Consider the following 22810-nt stretch of genomic DNA (forward strand, 5'->3'; position numbering starts at 1 on the left):
GTGCTGGTCGCCGCCGCCGCGCTGCTGGTGCCGGCGCTGACGTCGGACCGGCCGGACGACACCCGGGTGCTGCCGACCGCCGGGCCGGTGGAGCCGCCCACCACCACGCCGGACGGGCCGGTGGAGCCGAGCACCACGCCGTCGCCCGAGCCCACCCGGCCGTCCCGCACCGCCGGCCCGACCCCGCCGGCCAGCGAGCCGGTCGACGCGGCCGAACGGGTCGACGGGCTGATCGAGGCCGGGCTGACCGACGGCCAGATCCGCAGCGACGTCGCCGTGGACCTGCGCAACCTGCTGCGCAACGCGGTCGCCGCGAGCGACGAGGGCGCGGTGACCGCCGCCGTGGACCGGCTCCGTGGCAAGATCGCCGAGCGTCGGCGCGAGGGCAGCATCAGCCCCGGGTACGCGCGAGCGCTCGACGCCGCCGCGGCGGCACTGCTGGCCGTGCGCGCCTGAGGCGTCAACCGGCGACGACCGGCATGACCGCCTGTGGGCTCCTCGCCCCCGCCCGCCCGGCCAGGAACCCCCGGTACACCGCCTCGTGGCCGGCGACCATCCGCTCCACCGAGAAGTTCCGCGCGACGTGCGCGACGCAGTCGGCCGGGTTGAGGTCGACCGCCGCGCGCAGCGCCGCCGGCAACTCGTCGGCGCGGTCGCAGACCAGCCCGGTGACGCCGGGGCGGACCAGTTCCGGCACCGCGCCCCGGCGCAGCGCGACCACCGGCGTACCGGTCGCCATGGCCTCCACCATCACCATGCCGAACGGCTCCGCCCNCGGTCGGCGTTGACCACCAGGGTGACGTCGGAGCCCAGCAGCGGCTCGACCACCTCTTCGAGGTAGCGGCGTTCGCCCGGCTCGTGGCACTTGCCGGCCAGGGTCAGCGGCAGGCCGGCCGCCCGACAGGCCCGGATCGCCACGTCGGGTCCCTTGTCCGGGCTGAACCGGGCCAGCCAGAGCACCGGCCCGGCCCCCGGGACGCGCTTGTGCGGCAACTCACCCAGCGGCATCGCGTTGTGCACCGTGCCGACCCAGGGCAGGCTCGGGTTCACCCGGCGCTGGGCGTGCGAGATGGCGATCAGGCCGACCCCCCGGTCGGTGATGCCGAGCGCGGTGCCGTACTCACCGACCGGGTTGCCGTGCACGGTGGCCACGGTCGGCACCCGCCGCCGACCGGCCACCATCGGGCCGATCGTGCTGTGGTCGTGCACCAGGTCGAAGTCCGCCGGATCGACCAGCCGGTCGACGCGGGCCAGGTGGGCCAGCTCGGGCAGCGACTCGCCCAGCCGGTCGTACTGCACCTCGGGACAGGTGGAGACGAACTCGGCGGCGGTGCCGTGCCCGGCGCCGGCCCCGAACAGCGTCACCGCGTGGCCGCGGTCGACCAACGCGTCGACCAGTCCGGCCACCAGCGTCTCCAGTCCGCCGTACCCGGGCGGGGGCACCGACAGCCACGGCGGCACCACCATCGCGATCCGGAGCGGTCCGGCCCGTACGCGGTCCGACGGCGGCTCGGTCACGGCCACGAGTGCCTCCCGTTGGTCCCGGCGTACCCGATCGGCGGGGAGTTCCCGGGCCGGCCGGTGGTAAACGGTCCGCCTGACGGCGAGGGGCGGCGGGCGAACGAAGCCAACCCCCTTGGCTCCGTCGCCCNGGTCTGTGGACTATGACGTCTCGGTGAGCGTCACGGTTGCCTTCTCGGTCGATCCGTTTCGCTTGAATTCCACCTCGACCCGGTCACCGACCTTGCCGGCCTGGACCGCGCCGACCAGATCGTTCGAGTCGTTGATCGCCTTGTCGCCGAACTTGGTGATGACGTCGCCCCGCTGGAGGCCGGCCTTCTCGGCGGCGCTGCCCGGGGTGACCGCGGCGACCAGCGCGCCGCCGTCCTCGGCGCCGTTGACGCTGACCCCGAGCGACGGGTGGCTGATCTTCTCGCCGCGCTGGAGCTTCTCGGCCACGTCCTTGGCCTTGTTGCTCGGGATGGCGAAGCCGACGCCGATGTTGCCGTTGCTGCCCTGCCCGGCGGTGGCGATCGCGGTGTTGATGCCGATCACCTCGCCCCGCGTGTTGACCAGCGCGCCGCCGGAGTTGCCCGGGTTGATCGGGGCGTCGGTCTGGAGCAGCCCGGAGATCGAGCTGGCACCCTGCTGCGGGGCCTGCTGCTGCCCGCCGCCGGCGGAGATGGTGCGGTCACGGGCGCTGAGGATGCCGGCGGTCACCGAGCCCTGGAGGCCGAGCGGGCTGCCCAGGGCGAGCACCTGGTCGCCGACCTGCATGGCGTCGCTGTCGCCGAACTTCGCCGCCTTCAGGCCGCTCACGCCGCTGGCCTGGACCACCGCGAGGTCGGTCTTCGGGTCGGTCCCGACGATCTTCGCGGAGGCGCTCTTGCCGTCGGCGAAGACCACCCGCACCGAGTCACCGCCGGCGGAGGCGACCACGTGGTTGTTGGTCAGCACGTATCCGTCGGCGCTGAGGATCACCCCGGAGCCCTCACCGCTGTCCGTCATGATCGTGACGATGCTGTCCTGGACGGAAGCTGCGATCTTGGGCAGGTCGGCGCTGTTGATCACCGGAGCGGCCGAGTAGGTGCGGGTGACGCCGCCGCCGTCGAGCGCGAGGGCCAGCGCGCCGCCGGCCACGCCCGAACCGAACATCAGAGCCAGCGTCAGCGCGCCGGCGCCGATGAACTTGCCGACCCGGCTCGGCCGCGCCGGCTGCTGCTGCTGGCCCCACGGCGGGATCGGCTGCCCGGCCTGGTGCTGCGGCGGGTACGCCTGGTGCCCGTGCGGCGTCTGATAGGGCGTGGTGTGCTGCGGCGACGGGTAGCCGCTGCCGCCCTGCTGGGCCCACCCGCCGTGCTGCTGTCCCCCGTACCACGGGTACGACTGCTGCGGCTGCCCGGACGCCGGGTACGACTGCTGCGGCTGCCCGGACGCCGGATAGGGCGTCGGAGCGGCCGGCGGCGCGTACGGGCGGTCGGCCGGCGGCGCGTACGGGCTGGGCTGCGGGTCGGCGTGGGCGGTGGTTCCGGCGGCCGGGGAGTCGGCCGGAACCGACGCGGCGGCCGGGGTGGAGTCCGATGTCCCGCTCTCGGCGCGGGGCAGCTCGGCGGTGTGGTGCGACGGCTCGGCGTCGGCGGGGGCCGGCGACCGCTGCGGATCGGTCTCGTGGTCGGTCATGGCCTACAGCTTTCCCCGTCGCACTGTCACCAGCCTGGAACCTGCCTGAATGTTTTCTGTAAGTCACTCGCCCGGCTCGGGCGCCTCCGCCAACAGCGGCAGTTTGACCCGGAAGGTGGCCCCGCCGCCCGGCGTACCGACCGCCTCGACCGTGCCGTGGTGCGCCATCACCAACGCGGCGACGATGGCCAGACCGAGACCGGTGCTGGTCGGCCCGTCGGCTCGCCGGGTCCGGGCGGCGTCCACCCGGTAGAACCGCTCGAACACCCGCTCCGACTGCTCCGGGGTCAGGCCCGGGCCGGTGTCCGCCACCTCCACCACGGCGAGGTTCCCGGCCTCCGACCGCAGCCGCAGCGTCACCGCGGCGTCCGGTGGGGTGTGGGTGAGCGCGTTCGTCATCAGGTTGCCGATCACCTGGCGCAGCCGGGCGTCGTCGCCGAGCACGACCAGGGGCCCCGCGCCCGGCTCCAGTTCCAGCTCGATCGGCCGGTCCGGGTCGACCACCCGGGCCGCCTCCACCGCGTCCGAGGCGAGCACCGGCAGCTCGACCGGGGCCAGCGCGATCGGCCGCTCCCGGTCCATCCGCGCCAGCAGCAGCAGGTCCTCCACCAGCAGCCCCATCCGGGATGCCTCGTCCTCGATGCGACGCAGCAGGTCGGCGGTCTGCTCCGGTGCCCGCGCCGCGCCCTGGCGGTACAGCTCGGCGAACCCCCGGATGGTGGTCAACGGCGTGCGCAGCTCGTGCGAGGCGTCCGCGATGAACTGCCGCATCCGTTCCTCGGACCGGCGGGCCCGCGCCTCCGACGCCTGCGCGGCGGCGGCCGCGTCCCGGGCGCCGACCTCGGCGCTGCGGGCCGCCGCCTCGGACGCGGCCCGCGCGGTGAACGCGGCCTCGATCTGCGCCAGCATCGCGTTCAACGCCCGGGAGAGGCGGCCCAGCTCGGAGGTCGGGCACGGCTGCCCCTCCTCGGGGTCGGGCACCCGCCGGGTCAGGTCGCCGCCGGCGATGGCCGCCGCCGTCCGCTCGATCTCCACCAGCGGTTTCAGACTGGTACGCACGATGCCCGCGCCGACCGACGCCAGGATGATCAGCACCGCCCCGCCCACCAGTAGGTCTATCCAGAGCAACTGCCGGACGGAGAGGTCGACGTCGGTCAGGTTCTGCCCGATGACCCGGTACGAGTCGGCGCTGTCCTGCCGGACCATCAGTCGCCAGCGGACCCGCTTGTCGGCCCCGTCCTCGGTGAACGCCTCACCGTTGGCGTGCTTGTCGTACCAGTCCTGCTTGTTCAGCCCGGCCGGCAGGTCCTGAGGGCTCAGCCGCTGGTCGGCGGCGGAGAAGCCGGACTGGTCGTTCCGGCTCCACTGGGCCACCAGGTAGTCGGTCGGGAATCTGCTGTTGTTCGCCGCGTTGATGCTCACACCCCGGTCGAGCTGGTCGTCCAGCTCGCCGTCGATCCGGTTCACGAGGTAGTCGTGCAGGAAGTAGGCGGTGGAGACGCTGATCACGAGCAGTGCGCCGGCCACCAGCGCCAGCACGGCGGTGACGAGCTTGAGCCGCAACGGGATCCCCCGCAGCCGGCTCTTCACGTCGTGAACGGCGTTCACGCCGCCGGCTTGCGCAACACGTACCCGACCCCGCGCAGGGTGTGGATCAGCCGGGGCTGGGTGTTGTCGACCTTGCGCCGCAGGTAGGAGATGTACGACTCGACGATGTTGTCGTCACCGCGGAAGTCGTAGTTCCAGACGTGGTCGAGGATCTGCGCCTTGGACAGCACCCGGTTGGCGTTGAGCATCAGGTAGCGCAGCAGCTTGAACTCGGTCGGCGAGAGCTGCACCCGCTGGCCGGCCCGGTGCACCTCGTGCGTCTCCTCGTCCAGCTCCAGGTCGGCGAAGGTGAGCCGGGACGGGGCGTGCTCGCCGGTCGCGGTGCGCCGCAGCACGGCCCGGATCCGGGCGGTCAACTCCTCCAGGCTGAACGGCTTGGTGACGTAGTCGTCGCCGCCCAGGGTCAGCCCCCGGATCTTGTCGTCGGTGGCGTCACGCGCGGTCAGGAACACCACCGGCGTACGCGTGCCGCCCTCCCGGAGCATCCGGATGACCTCGAAGCCGTCCAGGTCGGGCAGCATCACGTCGAGCACGACCAGGTCGGGCCGGTGGTCCTTGGCGGCGTGCAGCGCCGCGCTGCCACTGGTAGCGGTGGCCACGTCGAAGCCGGCGAAGCGCAGGCTCGCGGAGAGCAGTTCGAGGATGTTGGGATCGTCCTCGACCACGAGCAGTCGGGCCTCGGTCTGGGTAGCCGCCATGCGACCCATCATCCGCGCTTCGGCTGCGGTCGCGCTGGGTGGAACCTGGAAACAACCTGTGAGGTCAGCGGAGCAACCGCCGCATCCCGTCGAGCGCGCCGTCGAGCAGCCGGATCGCGGTCCGCAGCTGGTTGTCGCTGAGCCGCCCGGCCCGCACCAGCGCGCCGACCTCGACGGTGAACGCGGCCAGCCGCTGGTCGAACTCGGCGAGCAGCGGCGGACCGGCCGTCGCGGACGACGCCCCGACGTCGACCGGCCGGGTCGTCGGTGGCGGCGTCCAGCGGCCCTGCCGGGTCTGCCGGGTCGCCTCGCGCAGCTCCCGCTTCAGGTCGCGCACCGAGCCGCGTACCTCGGTCTGGATCTCGCCGGCCAGGGCGGCGAGGTCCTCGACGGAGGCGCTGATGTCGGCCTCCAGCGTGGTCAGCTCGTCGGCGCGCTGCCGCAGCTCACCCCGGCCCGCCTCGGTGATCTCGTAGACCTTGCGCCCACCCACGGCGGTGTGGGCGACGAGGCCCTCCACCTCCAGCCGTTGCAGCCGCGGGTAGATGGTGCCGGCGCTGGGCGCGTAGAGCCCCAGGAAGCGCTCCTCCAGCAGGCGGATCAGCTCGTAACCGTGCTTCGGCCCGTCGTCGAGGAGCTTGAGCAGATAGAGCCGGAGCCGCCCGTGGCTGAACACGGCGGTCACGGCAGGTCCTCCACGTCGTCGGCGTCCGCGGCCGGGCGGGCCAGCAGCGCGATGCTGCCGGACGTCGCGGACGCCCAGAGCTTACCCGCGCCCCCGCCGAGCACCCCGTGGCTGTCCTTGACCGCGCCGAAGCCCTGCTGGCCGCCGCTGACCTGCGGGAACCCGCTGGTGATCCGGCCGGAGGTGGTGTGCAGGTGCACGCTGAGGTCGCTGTCCTCGCGGACCCGGACCGTGATGCTGCCGGAGATCGCGCTGAGCCGGATCTCGCTGCCCCGCGGATTGTCCAGGTCGCAGGTGATCGAGCCGGAGACGGCGTGGGCGCGGACCCGGTCGGGCGCGCTGTCGGCCAGGATCAGCTCGCCGGAGACCGTCTCCAGGTCGAGGTCACCGGCGATGCCGAGCGCCTCCACCGGGCCGGAGACGACCTTGGCGGTGGTGCGCCCGCGCAACCCCATCAGGGTCACCTGACCGGAGGTGACGTCGACCCGGGTGTCGCGACGCAGCCCGGAGGCGACCAGCGCGCCGTCCACCAGGTGCAGGTCCGCCAGCGCCTGGGCCGGCACGGCGATCGAGACCTCCGCGCGGTACCGGCGGCGGAGCTGGCCGAGCCACCAGAGCACGCCCGGCCAGCGGGTGACCTTCTCGTGCCGCACGGTCAGCCCGCCGTCGCGCAGCTCGACCACCAGCGGCTCGCGACCGACCCGGGTGACGTCGACCCGGGCCGGACCGTCCGTGCCGACCACGTTGAGCCGGCCGCTCACCAGCCGGACGTCCAGCCGGGTGACCGGCTCCTCCAGGGTGATCTGCTGCGGGCTGTCGACCGTCCAGCTGGCCATGGTTCCTCCCCTCGCCGACGTGCCCCACGACACGCCGAATGACGGAAGTCAGCCTAACGCGATACATCGCGACTGGACAAGACTGTATCGCGTTCCCGACCACGCACCCGCAGGCTACCGGCCACAGTGGTTGGTGTGGACCGGGACGTTCAGGCAGCCAGATCGAGTCCCGGCCGCACCGCGGGCACCGGCAGGGCTGCGGGCAGCGTCGTGGGAGCGGGCAGCGCGGGACGACGGGTGCGTGCGCTGCGCGGCGGGGCCGGGCGGATCGCCGCCTCGGCGGCGCGGGCCAGCAGCCGCCGGTCCGCGCCGTCGGCCGGGTGCAGCGCGGCGGCCACGGTCACCGCGACGGCCAGGTCCCGGGCGGCCAGCACCCGGCGGGCCGAGGCCCAGAGCGTCTCCTCGCCGAGGAAGGCGGGCAGCGTGCTCGGGTCACCCGCGTGCCGATAGCCGAGGCTCAGCGGCACCACCGGCGCGCCGGCCGCCACCGCGGCCTCGAACATCGCCGGGCGGAAGCCGTGCGCGGGGCGGCAGCCGACCGCCGCGCCGCACCAGGTGGTGCCCTCGGGAAACACCGCCACCGGGTGCCCGGCGCACAGCGCGTCGGCCACCCGGGCGACCGTGGCCGGCAGTTGGCGCGGCCGGGACCGGTCCACGAAGACGGCGCCGGCGGCCGCGGCCAACGCCCCGACCACCGGCCAGCCCCGCACCTCCCGCTTGGCCAGCATCCGGGCCGGTGACACCGCCAGCACCGCGAGGACGTCCAGCCAGGAGACGTGGTTGGCGACCAGCAGCGCGCGGCGGCGCGGCACCCGTCCCCGGACGACCAGCCGCACGCCGAGGGCGCGCAGCGTCGCGCGGGCCCAGCCGCGCAGCGCGGCCCGCCGGGNCCGAGCAGAACCATCCCGAGTACGCCGAGCAGCCGGCCCGCCCGACGCGACGCGGGCACGTCCGGGGCGGCCGGGGCCGGCAGGCACGCCGGTCCGCAACCGGAGACGGGTCGCCACAGGTCCTCGCCGGCCGACTCGGGAGCGTGGCCGGGCCGGCCCGGGTAGGGCGTCACGAGGTCACCTCGCCGAGGAAGTGCCGGAGGTAGCGCGGGTTCATCCGATCCATCGACAGGAGCACGTAGAAGTCGGCGCAGCCGAAGTCCGGGTCGTACGCCGGTTCGCCGCCGATCCAGGCGCCCAGCCGCAGGTAGCCGCGGAGCAGCGGCGGAACGAGCGCGCGGCGCTCGGCCGGGGTGAGCGTGGCGGGGTCGACGGCGGCGGTCGGCTCGGCGAACCAGGGTCGGCGCGGGGTCACCCGCAGCGGTGGCGGGGCGAGGTGCCGGGCGGCGGCCTGGGTCCACACCTCGGCGGCGGCGGNAGGTGCAGGTAGCGGCAGATCCCCGCCCACATCAGGTTGATCACGGCGCCGGTGCGGTGGTCCGGGTGCACGCAGGAGCGGCCCGCCTCGACCAGCGCGTCGCGGAGCGGGGCCAGCGGGCCCAGGTCGAACTCGCCGTCGGCGTACCGCCGGTCGGTGCGGCCGGGCGGCAGCAGCCGGTAGGTGCCGACGACCTCGCCGGTGCGCTCGCACCGCACCACCAGGTGGTCGCAGTACGCGTCGAATTCGTCGGTGTCGAGCCCGGCGGCGTCGGGCGGCAGGGTGGCGCCGAGTTCACTGGCGAACACCTCGTGACGCAGGCGTTGCGCGGCCGCGACCAGGGTCGGGTCGTCGGCGATCAGCAGGGTGTAACCGCTGGTCGTGATGGGTGCGACAGCGGCGTGTAGAACAGCCATGGGTCGGTTGTAAGGGCCGCGGGTGGACACCGGGCGGGGTGAGGGGTGTCGATCCGGTGAACGCCGGCCGGCGGCGGCGTGCGGGCCCGGGGCGCGGGTGTGCGAGGCTGCCGGGCGACCACCGGCGACGGCGCCGCTGGTGACCGGAGGAGGTGCATGTGCTCGTCGAGGCCCGCTTCCACGGACCGGACGGCTCCGGCAACGGCGGCTGGAGCGCGGGGATCTTCGCCGCGCTGATCGACGACCGGGGACCGGTGGAGGTCACGCTCCGCCGACCGCCGCCGCTGGACACGCCGCTGGTCGCCGTCGACAGCGAGGTGCGCGACCCGGAGGGTCGGCTGGTCGCCCAGGTACGCCGGGTCGAGCCGCTGGACGCGGTCGTCCCGCCGGTGGACCGGGCCTCGGCCGAGGCGGCCGCGCGGGCGTACCCCGGTCTGGTGGACCACCCGTTCCCCGGCTGCTATGTCTGCGGCCCGGACCGCCCGGACGGATTGCGGATCTTTCCCGGCCGGCTGCCGGACGGACGGACCGCCGCGCCGTTCCGGGCTCCGGACGAGGTGGTGCCGGCGACGGTCTGGGCGGCGTTGGACTGCCCGGGCGGGTGGGCGGTGCTCTCCGCCGGCCGTCCGTACCTGTTGGGGCGGATCGCCGCGCAGGTCACGGCGCTGCCACGGCCCGGCGACGAGTGCGTGGTGACCGGTGTCCGGGTCGGCGGCGAGGGACGCAAGGCCGAGGTGCGCACCAGCCTGTACGGGCCGGGCGGCGCGCTCCTTGCCCGGGCCCGCGCGACGTGGATCGCGATGCCCACCGGATGATGTCCCCCCTGAGGGGGACGGCGCGTCCGCATCCCGCCTGATTGACCCGGTTGCACCAGGTTGGAAGGCTGTGCGGGGCGCCACCGCAACGGCGTCCCCACCGGCGTGCGTCGAGCGCGCCGGGGCAGGAGAGGAGAATGATGTCCGACGGGCAGTCAAGCCCCAGTGCCGGGACCGGCCAGATCATCGTGTCCGGCCTGACCAAGCAATACAAGAACGTGCGTGCGGTCGACGACCTGTCGTTCACGGTCGCGCCGGGCCGGGTCACCGGCTTCCTCGGCCCGAACGGGGCCGGCAAGACGACCACGCTGCGCATGCTGCTCAACCTGGTCACGCCGACGGCCGGCACGGCCACCATCGGTGGTCACCGGTACGCCGACCTGACCGACCCGCTGCGCACCGTGGGCGCCGTGCTGGAGGCGTCCAGCGCGCACAAGGGCCGCACCGGCATCAACCACCTGCGGGTGATCTGCGCGGCGGCCGGGCTGCCGAAGGCGCGGGCGGACGAGGCGCTGGCCCTGGTCGGGCTCTCCCCGGCGGGGAAGCGCAAGTTCAAGGGCTACTCGCTGGGCATGAAGCAGCGGCTCGGCATCGCCGCCGCGATGCTCGGCAATCCGCAGGTGCTGATCCTGGACGAGCCGGCCAACGGCCTGGATCCGGAGGGCATCCGCTGGATGCGGGGCTTCCTCAAGGGGCTGGCCACCGAGGGGCGCACCGTGCTGGTCTCCAGCCACCTGCTCTCCGAGATGCAGCTCCTCGCCGACGACGTGGTGATCATCGCGGCCGGCAAGCTGGTCCGGCAGGGCCCGGTCGAGCAGGTGATGGGCTCGATGACGCACGGCGCCCGGGTGCGGGTGCGCACCCCGCAGGCCGACGAGCTGGCCGCGGTGCTGCGCGAGCAGGCCGCGACCGTCGAGGCCGACCCGCACGGCGCGCTGCTGGTCGGCGGCGTGGACGCCCCGACCGTGGGTCGTGTCGCGCTGGCCTCGAAGGTCGAGCTGCACGAGCTGACCACCGAACGTCCGGACCTCGAAGGGGTCTTCCTGGAGCTGACGGCCGGAAAGGCGGAGATCCGATGACGCTGGTCCGATCCGAACTGCTCAAGATCCGTACCACCAGCACCTGGTGGATCTTCGGGCTGATCAGTGTGCCGCTGTGGGCGCTGACACTGTTCTTCAACTGGTTGCAGACCGACGCCCTGGCCGGCGGCGACCTGGGTGAGGTGTCCGGCGACCAGGCCGAGCAGCTCCAGGCGGTCGGCGCGGCCGACAACCTGGCCGCCAACCTCTACACTAACGGCCAGTTCTTCGGCCTGCTCATCGTGATGCTGCTCGGCATCGTGGTGGTGACCAGCGAGTTCTTCCACCAGACGGTGACCACCACGTTCCTCACCGCGCCTCACCGCACCGCGGTGATGCTGGCCAAGCTGGCCGCCGCCGGCGTGCTGGCGCTGCTGTTCTGGATCGTCACCACGGTGCTCAACCTAATCTTCGCGCCGCTGATCCTGAACGCGGTGGACGTCGGCTCGCAGCTCGGCAGCGGGACGATCTGGCGCGCGATCGCGCTCAACGGCCTGGCCTACCTGCTCTGGTCCGTGCTCGGCGTCGGGCTCGGCGTGCTGATCCGCAGCCAGATCGGCGCCACCGTGACCGGCATCCTGCTCTACCTGGGCGGCACCATCGGCGCGGCGATCGCGATCAGCCTGCTGGCGGCGCGGTTCGGCGACTGGATCAACAAGCTCCAGCTGCTGGTGCCGTCGCTGGCGTCCAGCCTGATGGTGGGCGGCGACACGGACATCCCGGGCAACCCGCCGCAGTGGGCCGGCGCCCTCGTGCTGATCGCGTACGCGGCGGTGACCGGCGTGATCGGCGTGCTGACCATCCGGCGGCGCGACATCTCCTGACGTTCGGCGGCTTCGGGCCCCCCNCTTCTGGCGTCTTCTGTGAAACGGGCCACCAGCCGGAGGCGGAAATGCCTGCGGCCATCGCACGGCGTAGCCTTGGATCCGTCTACCGCGCGCCGGCGAACCGGGCACGGGAGCCACCGCGTGACATTCACAACCGCGTGAAAGAGGCGATTAGCGGCCGTGTCGACCCAGCAGACATCGCAGGAGAACCCACTGGCGGGTTTCGGCCCGAACGAATGGATCGTCGAGGAGATGTACCAGCGCTACCTCGCCGACCCATCGAGCGTCGACTCGGCCTGGCACGACTTCTTCGCCGACTACCGGCCGGCGCCCGGCGCCGCCACACCGCGCCCCGACGGCCAGGGCAAGCCGGCCAAGCCGGCCGCCACGCCGGAACCCGCCGAGCAGCAGGAGGCCGTGGCCACGGTCGCCGAGAAGCCGGCGGCCAAGGCCGCACCGGCACCGGCACCGGCCGCCAAGCCCACCGCCAAGCCGGCGGCGAAGACGCCGGAGCCGGCGAAGAAGGCCGCCCCGGCCAAGCCCGCCGCCGCGAAGGCGCCAACCGCGAGCGCCGCCGGCACCACGCCGCTGCGCGGCGTGGCCGCCAAGATCGTCCAGAACATGGACGCGTCGCTCGCCGTCCCGACCGCCACCAGCGTGCGCGCGGTCCCGGCGAAGCTGGTCGTCGACAACCGCATCGTGATCAACAACCACCTGGCCCGTGGTCGAGGTGGCAAGGTCAGCTTCACCCACCTGATCGGGTACGCGATGGTCCGGGCGCTGGTCGAGCACCCGGAGATGAACAACTCCTTCGCGGAGGTCGACGGCAAGCCGGCGATGGTCCGCCCGGAGCACGTCAACCTGGGCATCGCCATCGACCTGGCCAAGCCGGACGGCTCCCGCAACCTGGTGGTGCCGTCCATCAAGGGCTGCGAGCAGATGGACTTCCGGCAGTTCTGGCAGGCGTACGAGGACGTGGTCCGGCGCGCCCGCCGCAACGAGCTGACCATGGAGGACTACGCCGGCACCACGATCTCGCTGACCAACCCCGGCGGCATCGGCACGGTGCACTCGATCCCGCGCCTGATGCAGGGCCAGAGCGCCATCATCGGCGTCGGCGCGATGGAATACCCGGCCCCCTACCAGGGCATGTCCGAGGCCACCCTGGCCGACCTGGCGGTCAGCAAGGTGATCACGCTGACCAGCACGTACGACCACCGGATCATCCAGGGCGCGCAGTCCGGCGAGTTCCTCAAGGTGATGCACGAGCTGCTGCTCGGCGAGCGCGGCTTCTACGACGAGATCTTCACCTCGCTGCGCATCCCGTACGAGCCGGTGCGCTGGATGCGCGACGTGGCCGTCGACAGCGAGGGCCAGATCAACAAGACCGCGCGGGTGCACGAGCTGATCCACGCGTACCGGGTGCGCGGGCACCTGATGGCCGACACCGACCCGCTCGAGTTCGAGATCCGCAAGCACCCCGACCTGGACGTGCTCCAGCACGGGCTGACGCTGTGGGACCTGGACCGCGTCTTCCCGGTCAACGGCTTCGCCGGCAAGCAGCGGATGAAGCTGCGCTCGATCCTCGGCGTGCTGCGCGACTCCTACTGCCGCCGGGTCGGCATCGAGTACATGCACATCCAGGACCCGGAGGAGCGGCGCTGGATCCAGGAGCGGGTCGAGCGCAAGTACGAGAAGCCCAGCTCCGACGAGCAGAAGCACGTGCTCAACCGGCTCAACGCCGCCGAGGCGTTCGAGACGTTCCTCCAGACGAAGTACGTCGGCCAGAAGCGCTTCTCGCTTGAGGGTGGCGAGTCGCTGATCCCGCTGCTCGGCGAGGTGCTGGAGTCCTCCGCCGAGGCCGGGCTGGACGAGGTCGTCATCGGCATGGCCCACCGCGGCCGGCTCAACGTGCTGGCCAACATCGTCGGCAAGCCGTACGAGAAGATCTTCTCCGAGTTCGAGGGGCACCTCGACCCGCGCTCCACGCAGGGCTCCGGCGACGTGAAGTACCACCTCGGTCAGAACGGCAAGTTCACCACGCCGGACGGCGAGCACGCGGTCAAGGTGTCGGTGGTGGCGAACCCGTCGCACCTGGAGGCCGTGGACCCGGTGCTGGAGGGCATCGTCCGGGCCAAGCAGGACCGAATCGACCTGAAGCTGGAGGGCTACACCGTGCTGCCGTTGGCGGTGCACGGNTACGGGGCTACCGCACCGGCGGCACCGTGCATGTGGTGGTCAACAACCAGGTCGGCTTCACCACCGCCCCGGAGTACAGCCGGTCCAGCCTCTACAGCACCGACGTGGCCCGGATGATCCAGGCGCCGATCTTCCACGTCAACGGCGACGACCCGGAGGCGGTGGTCCGGGTGGCCCGGCTCGCCTTCGAGTACCGGCAGGCGTTCAACAAGGACGTCGTGATCGACCTGGTCTGCTACCGCCGGCGCGGGCACAACGAGGGCGACGACCCGTCGATGTCCAACCCGGAGATGTACAAGATCATCGACTCGAAGCGGTCGGTCCGGAAGCTCTACACCGAGGAGCTGATCGGGCGCGGCGACATCACCGTGGAGGACGCCGAGGAGCTGCTGCGCGACTACCAGGGGCAGTTGGAGCGGGTCTTCAAGGCCACCCGCGACGCCGCCACCACGCCGCGTCAGCTCAGCCGCCCGAAGCGCGAGGACGAGCCGGAGCCGCAGGTCGAAACCGCCACCGACGCCGCCGTGGTCAAGGCGATCGGCGAGGCGCACGTCAACCTGCCGGAGGGCTTCACCCCGCACAAGCGGATCCAGCAGCTCCTGGAGCGGCGCCGGAAGATGTCCGTCGAGGGCGGCATCGACTGGGGCTTCGGCGAGATCATCGCGTTCGGCGCGCTGCTGCACGACGGGGTGACCGTCCGGCTCGCCGGGCAGGACTCGCGCCGCGGCACCTTCGTGCAGCGGCACGCCTCGATCGTCGACGCCCGGACCGGCGACGACTACCTGCCGTTGAAGTCGCTGACCGCCGACGGCGAGCGGTCCCGCTTCTTCGTCCACGACTCGCTGCTCTCCGAGTACGCGGCGATGGGCTTCGAGTACGGCTACTCGGTGGAGAACGTCAACGCGCTGGTGGCCTGGGAGGCCCAGTTCGGCGACTTCGTCAACGGCGCCCAGTCGGTGATCGACGAGTTCATCTCCTCCGGCGAGGTGAAGTGGGGCCAGCGCTCCGCGGTCACCCTGCTGCTGCCGCACGGCCACGAGGGCCAGGGGCCGGACCACACCTCCGGCCGCCCGGAGCGGTTCCTCCAGCTCTGCGCCGAGGACAACATGCGGGTGGCGATCCCGACCACTCCGGCGAACTACTTCCACCTGCTGCGTCGTCAGGCGCTGTCGCCCAAGCGCAAGCCGCTGGTGGTGTTCACGCCGAAGTCGCTGCTGCGGCACAAGCTCTGCGTGTCGCCGGTGGAGGACTTCACCACGGGCACCTTCCAACCGGTCCTGGCCGACCCCGCCGCCCCGGCGCCGGAGCAGGTCAAGCGCGTGCTGCTCTGCTCGGGCAAGATCTACTACGACCTGTTCCAGGCCCGGCAGGACCGGGGCGTCACCGACACCGCGATCATCCGGATGGAGCAGCTCTACCCGCTGCCCGTCGAGGAGGTCCGGGCCGCGCTGGCGCAGTACCCGAACGCCGAGGACTTCGCCTGGGTCCAGGAGGAGCCGGCCAACCAGGGCGCCTGGTCGTTCGTCGCGCTCAACCTGCTGGAGCACCTGCCGGAGGTGCGGCTGCGCCGCATCTCCCGCCCGTCGGCCGCCGCCCCGGCGGTCGGCTCGGCGAAGATGCACGAGGTCGAGCAGAACGCGCTGATCGAGGCGGCACTCCCCCGCCCGTGACACATCACCGGCAGCGGCCCGTCCCGACACCCGGGGGCGGGCCNCGAGGAGCTGGTCGAGCGGCGGGGCGACGAGCAGGTCAGCCTGGAGTGGCTGGGCGAGCGCCTGCGCGACTTCATCGACCTGAACCCGGAGTTCGAGACGCCGGTCGAGCGGTTCGCCACCTGGCTGGCCCGCCTCGACGACGACGATGACGAGTGACTGTTCGCATTTGACTGACAGCGCTGCGTGACGTCCACTGTTGAGGTATGGACACCCACGGCAAGCCCCCGCAGGACGCGGTGACCGTACGCCACCTGCGCCTCGGTATCGGATCGGTCGGCCTCGCCCTGCCGGTCGTGCTGGTGGTCGGTCACATCGTCGCCACCCGTCGGCTCACCCTGCTCGACTCGCTCAGCGGCTACTACCACTCGGAGATGCGCGACGTCTTCGTGGGCGCGATGTGCGCGGTCGGGGTCTTCCTGATCAGCTACCGGTACCGCTGGCCGGACGACCTGCTGGGCACGGTCGCCGGGGTGCTGGCGGTGGCGGTGGCGCTGTTCCCCACCACCACGGCCGCGCCGGTGGCCACCGTCAGCGGAAGCGACCGGACGGCCGGAGTGGTGCACCAGGTCGCGGCCGCCGGCCTCTTCGTCCTGCTCGCGGTCTTCTGCCTGGTCCTGTTCACCCGTCCGGACCGCGCCGGGGTGCCGCCACGACGCGGTGCGCTGGCCTTCTACCGGAGCTGCGGCGGGCTCATCCTGCTGGCCGTCGTGCTCGCGCTGGCCAGCACGCGGCTCCCCCCGGACGTCCGGCACACGCTCAAGCCGGTGCTGTGGTGCGAGACGGTCGCCGTGTTCGTCTTCGGCGCGGCCTGGGTGGCGAAGAGCGACGCGCTCCTGCGCGCCGCCGAGCCGGCCGACCGGCTCGACGTCACCGGGCCGGACGCCCGGTCCACCGCGCCCGCGTGACGACCCTCAGGCGCGCTGCGTGGTCACGTCGAGACCGGTACGCCGCAGCTTCTGCCAACCGAGCCGGCCCCCGGTCAGCGCGGTGACCACCGACTGGAGCAGCACCAGGTACATCAACTGCCGGTAGACGAACTGCTGGAGCGGCAGCACCCACAGCACGCCGAGCTTCTCCCGGTCGAGCCGGAAGGCCAGCACCGCGGTGAGGAACTGCACCGCCAGCATCGCCAGCCAGGCGACCGCGGTCTCCGTCCGGTCGAGGAAGACCAGCCCGTACAGGGCGAGCAGGTCGATCACCGGGGCGGCCAGCGGCAGCAGCACGCCGAACAGGGTCAGGAAGGACAGGCAGCGGCGGGTGAACCGGCCCGACGAACCCCGGCCGAGGACGGCACGCCGGTGCTTCCACATCGCCTGCATGGTGCCGTAGCTCCAGCGGTACCGCTGCTTCCAGAGCTGGCCGAGCGTGGCGGGCGCCTCGGTCCAGGCGCGGGCGCTCTCCTCGTACACGATGTGCCAGCCGGCCCGGCCCAGCGCCATGGTGATGTCGGTGTCCTCGGCGAGCGTCTCGTCGGTCATCCCGCCCACCTGTTCCAGCGCCTCCCGGCGGAACCCGCCGATCGCGCCGGGGACCGTCGGCATGCAGTGCAGCGTCTCGTAGAGGCGGCGGTCCAGGTTGAAGCCGATGACGTACTCGATGTGCTGCCACTTCGCGATCAGGCTGCGCCGGTTGCCGACCTTGACGTTGCCGGCGACGACGCCCACCCGGGGGTCGGCGAACGGCTGGACCAGTCGGCGGACCGCGTCGGGTTCGAAGACCGTGTCCCCGTCGACCATGACGATCAGGTCGTGCCGGGCCAGCGCCACGCCGGTGTTCAACGCGCTCGGCTTGCCGCCGTTGGGCTTGCGCACCACCCGGACGTTCGGCAGGCCGAGCGCCGCCACGATGTCCGCGGTGCCGTCGGTGGACCCGTCGTCGACGAGCACCACCTCGATGCCGCCGGGGTGGTCACCGCCGGCCAGGGAGCGGACGGCCGCGGCGATGCCCTCCTTCTCGTTGTACGCGGGCACGATCACCGAGACCGGGTCGGTGACCGGTGGGCCCCAGGACCAGTCCGGGCGGCGACGACGTCGGGCGTGCCGCAGGGCGAGCACGAGGAGCAGCAGGGTCCGCCCGACGGTGAGCACCCCGACGAGGACGAAGAAGAAGCCGAAGACCCAGAACATGCCGTCGGCGGCGCGTACCGCCCCGACCAGCACCTGACCACGCCAGCGGTCGGCGAGCGGGGCGGCCACCTGGCCGGCCGCCCGCCCGGTCACGCCCGCCTGCGCCAGCGTCCGGTCGAGGCCCTCGCTGACCGTGGTGAAGCGGTAGCCGCGCTGCTGCATCATCGGGATGTAGCGGTCCAGCGCGGCGACCGTGCCGGACCGGTCGCCGCCCGCGTCGTGCCACAACGCGACGGTGCCGGCGTTCCCGGCCGGGGTGGCGTTGGCGAGCATCGCCTCGACGGCCGGTTTCTCCCAGTCCCGGCTGTCCACGTCGTTGACCACGGTGAGGTAGCCCAGCTCGCCGGCCTGGCGCAGCATCGGCCAGTCCCGGTCGGTGTAGGCGTCCGCGCTCGACGAGTACGGGAAGCGCAGCAGTGACGTCCGGACCCCGGTGGCGCTGGCGATGGCGAGCTGCGTCTGCGCGTACTCCAGCTCGCGCCGCCAGCCGGGCAGGCCGGCGAGGTCGGGGTGGGTGAACGTGTGCACGCCCAGCTCGTGCCCCTCGGTCACCATCCGCCGGGCCAACGCCGGGTTCCGCACGACCTGCGTGCCGATGACGAAGAAGGTGGCCTTGACCTGGTACTTGTCCAGCACCCGCAGCACCTCGGGCGTCCACTGCGCATCCGGGCCGTCGTCGAACGTGAGCGCCACGGTGTTCGGTGGCAGCCGGTGCGACTGGGTCCGGCCCTCGGCGTCGACGTTGACGATCGGGCCGCCCTCGACGATCGAGCTGGGCACCTCGCGCTGGCTGCCCGGCGCCGTGCGTTCGCCGGGCACGAACGCGGCGTTGGCGTACGCCTCCACGAAGAGCAGGCCACCCAGGATGACGAGGACCATCGCGAGCACGGCCCAGCTCGGGCTGGGCACGATGCGTCGGTTGCGGGCCCGGCGGCCGGCGGCCACCTGCCCGGCGTCCAGCACCACCGTGGGGCCGCCGGTCGACCGGCGGCCGATCCGCCGGCGGCGGGCGGTGGCGACGCGGCGGGGGTCCAGCGGGGTGGTGGGCTCGTCACTCACCCGTGGTCCCGGCCGGCTCGGCGGGGTCGACGGGTTCGGCGGGCGGCTCGACCACGGGCGGTGGAGCGGTGGTGGTCGGCGCGGTGGTGGTCGGCGCCGTCGTGGTCGGGGCGGTGGTGGCCGGCGGCGTGGTGGGCCGGGGCGTGGCCGGGGCGGTCCGGGTCGGCCGGGGCGACACGGTGGTGGTCCGGTCCGCGCCGCCCGGGGTGGCCGAGGTCGTCGAGGTGGCCGGCGCCCGCGACGGGACGGAACGGGCGGCCGTCGGCGCGGCCGTCGCGGTCGGCGTGGCCGTGGCCGCCTGGGGCGTCGACGGGGCCGGGGACGGCTTCCGCTGCTCGGCGGTCGCCTCGACGAACGGGATGACCGCGTCCGGGGTGATCGGTCCGCCGGCGAAGCTGATCCCGACCAGCACCGTGTAGAACACCCCGGCGGCGCCGGCACCGTACGCGGCGCGGCGCAGCCGCCGACGCCGCCGCCCGGTCGAGTCGACGAACACGGGGGGCGGTTCCGGGGCTACGGGGATCAATTCGGTCGGGCCTTCCACCCGGATGACTATAGATGCGAAAAACTCCCATCTATTTCACCGGGGGTGCCCCTGACCAGCCACAATAGACTACCGTCGACCCTACCCGATCCGATGATCTTGCAATTCGGCCTCGATAAAGTTTGCTTATCGAACATGCGGGAAAATGCAAATGCAAGATCATTTGAGGGGTGCGGGGCCGGGGACGAAGGACCCGGGCGGCGGGCGCGGCGATCTTGTAGCGTGGGGTCGTGGCGCGCAGCGTGTACCTCACCGGCGTGGGGTCGGGTGGGGGGAAGTCGACCGTGGCGCTCGGCCTGGCCGAGTTGCTGTCCCGACAGGTCGAGCGGATCGGCGCGTTCCGGCCACTGGTTCCCGGCGACGGGCCGGACCAGATCCTGGCCCTGCTCACCGAGCGCTACCGGGTGGAGCAGCCGGTCGACGAGCTGCACGGCGCGACCTACGCCGAGGCCACCGAACTGGTGGCCAACGGCCGGCGGGAGGAGCTGATCTCGGCGATCGTGGCCCGCTACCGCGAGGTGGAACGGCGCTGCCCGGCGGTCGTGGTGGTGGGCAGCGACTTCGCCGACGGGGACGGCGCCGGCCCGCGTGAGCTGGCCTTCAACGCCCGGCTGGCGGTCGAGTTCGGCAGCGTGGTGGTGCCCGTGGTGGACGGGTTCGGGCAGCCGCCCGAGTCGATCGCGGCGGCCATGCGGGGGGCGTACCACGACTTGGTCGACCTCGGCGCGACCGTGGTGGCGGTGGTCGCCAACCGAGTACCCGGGCCGATGACGCTGCCCGAGCTGCCCGTCCCCGCGTACGCGATCCCGGAGGTGCCGACCGTGTCGGCGCCGACGGTGGCCGAGGTGGCGGCGGCGCTGCGCGCCAGCCGGCTCGCCGGCGACCCGGCCGCGCTCGACCGTGACGTGCTCGACTACGTGGTCGGCGCGGCGCACGTACCGACGCTGCTCGACCACCTCGCCGACGGAGCGCTGGTGATCACGCCGGGCGACCGGGCCGACCTGCTGGTGGCGGCCGCCGCCGCGCACGTCGCCGGGCAGGTGTCGCTGGCCGGGCTGGTGCTCACGCTCGGCGAACAGCCCGACCCACGGGCCATGCGGCTGGTCGAGCGGATGAACACCGGGCTGGCCGTGCTGTCGGTGACCAGCGACAGCTACGACACGGTCGAGGCGTCCAGCCGGATCGAGGGGCGCCCCAGCACCGCCAACCCGCGCAAGGTCGAGGCCGCCCTGGGCGCATTCGAGCGCTGCGTGGACACCGACGACCTGGCCCGCCGGCTGCGGGTCACCCGGTCCGCGCGGGTCACCCCGCTGATGTTCGAGAACGACCTGCTCGACCGGGCCCGGGCCCGACGCCGCCGGCTGGTGCTGCCCGAGGGCACCGAGGGCCGGATCCTGCGCGCGGCCGAGGTGCTGCTGCGCCGGGGCGTCGCCGAGCTGACCCTGCTCGGCCGCCCCGACGACATCGCCCGCCGGGCCCGGGAGCTGGGCGTCGACGTCGGCGACGCGCAGGTGGTCGACCCGGCCACCAGCGAGTGGCGGGACGGGTTCGCCGCCGCGTACGCCGAGCTGCGCGCGCACCGCGGCGTCACCCCGGAGCTGGCGTACGACATCGTGGCGCAACCCAACTACTTCGGCACGATGATGGTGCGGACCGGCCACGCCGACGGCATGGTCTCCGGGGCCACCCACACCACGGCGGCGACCATCCGCCCCGCCTTCGAGATCATCCGGACCGTGCCCGACGTCTCGGTCGCCTCCAGCGTCTTCTTCATGCTGCTCGCCGACCGGGTGCTGGTCTACGGCGACTGCGCGGTCAACCCCGACCCGGACGCCGCCCAGCTCGCCGACATCGCCATCTCGTCGGCCGACACCGCGGCCCGCTTCGGCATCGAGCCGAGGGTGGCGATGCTGTCGTACTCCACCGGCAGCTCCGGCTCCGGCGCGGACGTGGAGAAGGTCGCGGCGGCCACCGAGCTGGTCCGCGAGCGCCGCCCGGAGCTGCTGGTCGAGGGGCCGATCCAGTACGACGCGGCGATCGACCCGCAGGTCGCGGCGACCAAGCTGCCGGACAGCCCGGTCGCGGGACGGGCCACCGTGTTCATCTTCCCGGACCTGAACACCGGCAACAACACGTACAAGGCGGTGCAGCGCTCGGCCGGCGCGGTGGCGGTCGGCCCGGTCATGCAGGGCCTACGCCGGCCGGTCAACGACCTCTCCCGGGGCGCGACCGTGCCGGACATCGTCAACACGGTGGCGATCACCGCCATCCAGGCCGCCGCGGAGGCGTCTGAATGAGCCGCATCCTGGTCCTCAACAGCGGGTCCTCGTCGGTCAAGTACCGCCTGTACGACGGCGACCGGATCCTCGACAAGGGCACCGTGGAGCGGATCGGTGAGCCGGGCGGCGGACCGGCCGACCACGAGGCCGCCATCCGGGAAATCCTCGGCCGGCTCGACCTCGACGGGCTGGCCGGCGTCGGGCACCGGGTGGTGCACGGCGGGCGGCGGTTCAGCGCGCCGGTGCTGATCGACGACGCGGTGGTCACCGCGATCGAGGAGCTGGTCCCGCTCGCCCCGCTGCACAACCCGGCCAACCTGGCCGGCATCCGGGTGGCCCGGGAGGCACTGCCGGACACCCCGCAGGTGGCGGTCTTCGACACCGCGTTCCACCACACGCTGCCCGACGCCGCCGCCACGTACGCCATCGACAAGGCCACCGCCGAGCGCCACGACGTGCGGCGGTACGGCTTCCACGGCACCTCGCACGCGTACGTCTCGCGTCGCGCCGCCGAGCTGCTCGACCGGCCGTACGCCGAACTGAACACCATCACGCTGCACCTGGGCAACGGGGCGAGCGCGTGCGCGGTACGCGGCGGCCGGAGCATGGCCACGTCGATGGGCATGTCCCCGCTGGAGGGCCTGGTGATGGGCACCCGCAGCGGCGACCTCGACCCGACGATCATCTTCCACCTGCGCCGCGAGGGCGGGATGGGCGTGGACGAGATCGACGACCTGCTCAACCACCGCAGCGGCCTGCTCGGGCTCACCGGGGCCAACGACATGCGCGAGGTGCTGGCCCGCCGCGACGCCGGCGACCCGGACGCCACGCTGGCGTTCGACGTCTACTGCCGTCGGATCACCGGATACGTGGGGGCGTACTACGCACTCCTCGGGCGGGTCGACGCGATCGCCTTCACCGCCGGCGTCGGCGAACACGCCGCGGCGGTGCGGGCCGCGTCGCTGGCCGGGCTGGACCGACTCGGCATCGCCGTCGACCCGACCCGCAACGACGGTACGGGCGACCGGCTCGTCTCCCCCGACGGCGCGGAGGTCGCGGTGCTCGTGGTGGGCACCGACGAGGAGCGGGAGATCGCCCGCGAGACCCGGGCCGTGCTGGCGGCCTGACCCCGGCTTCGTTTCGGCCTCGATTCGGGCCAGCCCCGGCCCGGCTTTGGTTCGGCCCGGTCCGGCTTCGGCCCGGTCCGGCTTCGGGTTCGGCCCGGCTTCGGGTTCGGCCCGGTCGGGCTTTCGGTCGGGCTTTCGGTCGGGCTTTCGGTCCGGCTTCGGTTTCGGCTTTCGGTTCGGTTTCGGCTTCGGCTTTCGGTTCGGTTTCGGCTTCGGCGAAGTGGCGGCATCGAACCGATCGCGATGCCG

General features: G+C 73.0%; 14 protein-coding genes and 5 pseudogenes. 10 read left to right on the plus strand and 9 right to left on the minus strand.

From position 1 onward, the window contains the following. Positions 1-456, plus strand: a pseudogene (locus B1205_RS31070) (serine/threonine-protein kinase); the annotation flags it as partial. A 4-nt stretch (positions 457-460) separates the two neighbouring features. On the opposite strand, the pseudogene B1205_RS08065 reads toward B1205_RS31070, so the two are convergent. From B1205_RS08065 to B1205_RS08100, 8 genes and pseudogenes are all read right to left on the minus strand, one after another. After that, positions 461-1467 (minus strand): annotated as a pseudogene (locus B1205_RS08065) (glycosyltransferase). Positions 1468-1662: 195 nt separating this feature from the next. Continuing rightward, complete coding sequence (locus B1205_RS08070) at positions 1663-3180, minus strand: S1C family serine protease (RefSeq protein ID WP_089155046.1); 1518 nt, start codon at positions 3178-3180, stop codon at positions 1663-1665. A gap of 63 nt (positions 3181-3243) precedes the next feature. Continuing rightward, positions 3244-4788, minus strand: a complete 1545-nt coding sequence (locus B1205_RS08075) for a HAMP domain-containing sensor histidine kinase (protein WP_089155047.1) — start codon at positions 4786-4788, stop codon at positions 3244-3246. Next, entirely contained in the window at positions 4785-5486 is a 702-nt protein-coding gene (locus B1205_RS08080) for a response regulator transcription factor (RefSeq protein ID WP_088646020.1), read from the minus strand. Before B1205_RS08080 ends, B1205_RS08075 begins: the two co-directional genes overlap by 4 nt. Before the next feature lie 64 nt (positions 5487-5550). Further along, the gene (locus B1205_RS08085) at positions 5551-6171 is read right to left on the minus strand and encodes a PadR family transcriptional regulator (protein WP_089155048.1); all 621 of its coding nucleotides are present in this window, start codon (positions 6169-6171) and stop codon (positions 5551-5553) included. Further along, positions 6168-7007 carry a DUF4097 family beta strand repeat-containing protein gene (locus B1205_RS08090; protein WP_089155049.1) on the minus strand — a complete coding sequence of 280 codons (840 nt, stop codon included), beginning with the start codon at positions 7005-7007 and terminating at the stop codon, positions 6168-6170. The genes B1205_RS08085 and B1205_RS08090 overlap by 4 nt, the downstream gene beginning before the upstream one ends. 149 nt (positions 7008-7156) lie before the next feature. After that, a pseudogene (locus B1205_RS08095) lies at positions 7157-8070 on the minus strand (lysophospholipid acyltransferase family protein). Continuing rightward, a pseudogene (locus tag B1205_RS08100) lies at positions 8067-8791 on the minus strand (GNAT family N-acetyltransferase). Before B1205_RS08100 ends, B1205_RS08095 begins: the two co-directional pseudogenes overlap by 4 nt. A gap of 158 nt (positions 8792-8949) precedes the next feature. Between B1205_RS08100 and B1205_RS08105 the strand changes: the two are divergent. From B1205_RS08105 to B1205_RS08130, 6 genes and pseudogenes are all read left to right on the plus strand, one after another. Then, positions 8950-9606, plus strand: coding sequence for a hypothetical protein (locus tag B1205_RS08105; RefSeq protein ID WP_089155050.1), 657 nt, complete (start codon positions 8950-8952; stop codon positions 9604-9606). Between the two features lie 140 nt (positions 9607-9746). Further along, a complete protein-coding gene (locus B1205_RS08110; RefSeq protein WP_089155373.1) occupies positions 9747-10685 on the plus strand; it encodes an ABC transporter ATP-binding protein in 939 nt (312 codons plus the stop codon). After that, on the plus strand, positions 10682-11509 hold the full coding sequence (locus tag B1205_RS08115; RefSeq protein ID WP_089155051.1) for an ABC transporter permease: 828 nt from the start codon (positions 10682-10684) through the stop codon (positions 11507-11509). The genes B1205_RS08110 and B1205_RS08115 overlap by 4 nt, the downstream gene beginning before the upstream one ends. A gap of 183 nt (positions 11510-11692) precedes the next feature. Then, a pseudogene (locus B1205_RS08120) lies at positions 11693-15381 on the plus strand (multifunctional oxoglutarate decarboxylase/oxoglutarate dehydrogenase thiamine pyrophosphate-binding subunit/dihydrolipoyllysine-residue succinyltransferase subunit). Positions 15382-15384: 3 nt separating this feature from the next. After that, complete coding sequence (locus B1205_RS08125) at positions 15385-15582, plus strand: DUF6104 family protein (RefSeq protein WP_089155374.1); 198 nt, start codon at positions 15385-15387, stop codon at positions 15580-15582. Positions 15583-15629: 47 nt separating this feature from the next. Continuing rightward, positions 15630-16331, plus strand: coding sequence for a DUF998 domain-containing protein (locus B1205_RS08130; protein ID WP_176308490.1), 702 nt, complete (start codon positions 15630-15632; stop codon positions 16329-16331). Between the two features lie 6 nt (positions 16332-16337). Here B1205_RS08130 and B1205_RS08135 read toward each other — a convergent pair whose 3' ends face one another. Further along, positions 16338-18431: a bifunctional polysaccharide deacetylase/glycosyltransferase family 2 protein gene (locus B1205_RS08135; RefSeq protein ID WP_254909823.1), complete on the minus strand. Its 2094-nt coding sequence runs from the start codon at positions 18429-18431 to the stop codon at positions 16338-16340. A 248-nt stretch (positions 18432-18679) separates the two neighbouring features. Between B1205_RS08135 and B1205_RS08140 the strand changes: the two genes are divergently transcribed. From B1205_RS08140 to B1205_RS08150, 3 genes are all read left to right on the plus strand, one after another. Next, positions 18680-19030 carry a GTPase gene (locus tag B1205_RS08140; RefSeq protein ID WP_254909796.1) on the plus strand — a complete coding sequence of 117 codons (351 nt, stop codon included), beginning with the start codon at positions 18680-18682 and terminating at the stop codon, positions 19028-19030. Between the two features lie 355 nt (positions 19031-19385). Then, positions 19386-21452 (plus strand): phosphate acetyltransferase, encoded by a 2067-nt coding sequence (gene pta / locus B1205_RS08145; RefSeq protein WP_089155053.1) that lies wholly within the window; start codon positions 19386-19388, stop codon positions 21450-21452. Further along, positions 21449-22561 carry an acetate/propionate family kinase gene (locus B1205_RS08150; protein ID WP_089155054.1) on the plus strand — a complete coding sequence of 371 codons (1113 nt, stop codon included), beginning with the start codon at positions 21449-21451 and terminating at the stop codon, positions 22559-22561. Before pta ends, B1205_RS08150 begins: the two co-directional genes overlap by 4 nt. Positions 22562-22810 lie beyond the last annotated feature (249 nt).

The organism is Micromonospora sp. NBS 11-29, assembly GCF_002140155.1.
Taxonomy (GTDB): domain Bacteria; phylum Actinomycetota; class Actinomycetes; order Mycobacteriales; family Micromonosporaceae; genus Micromonospora.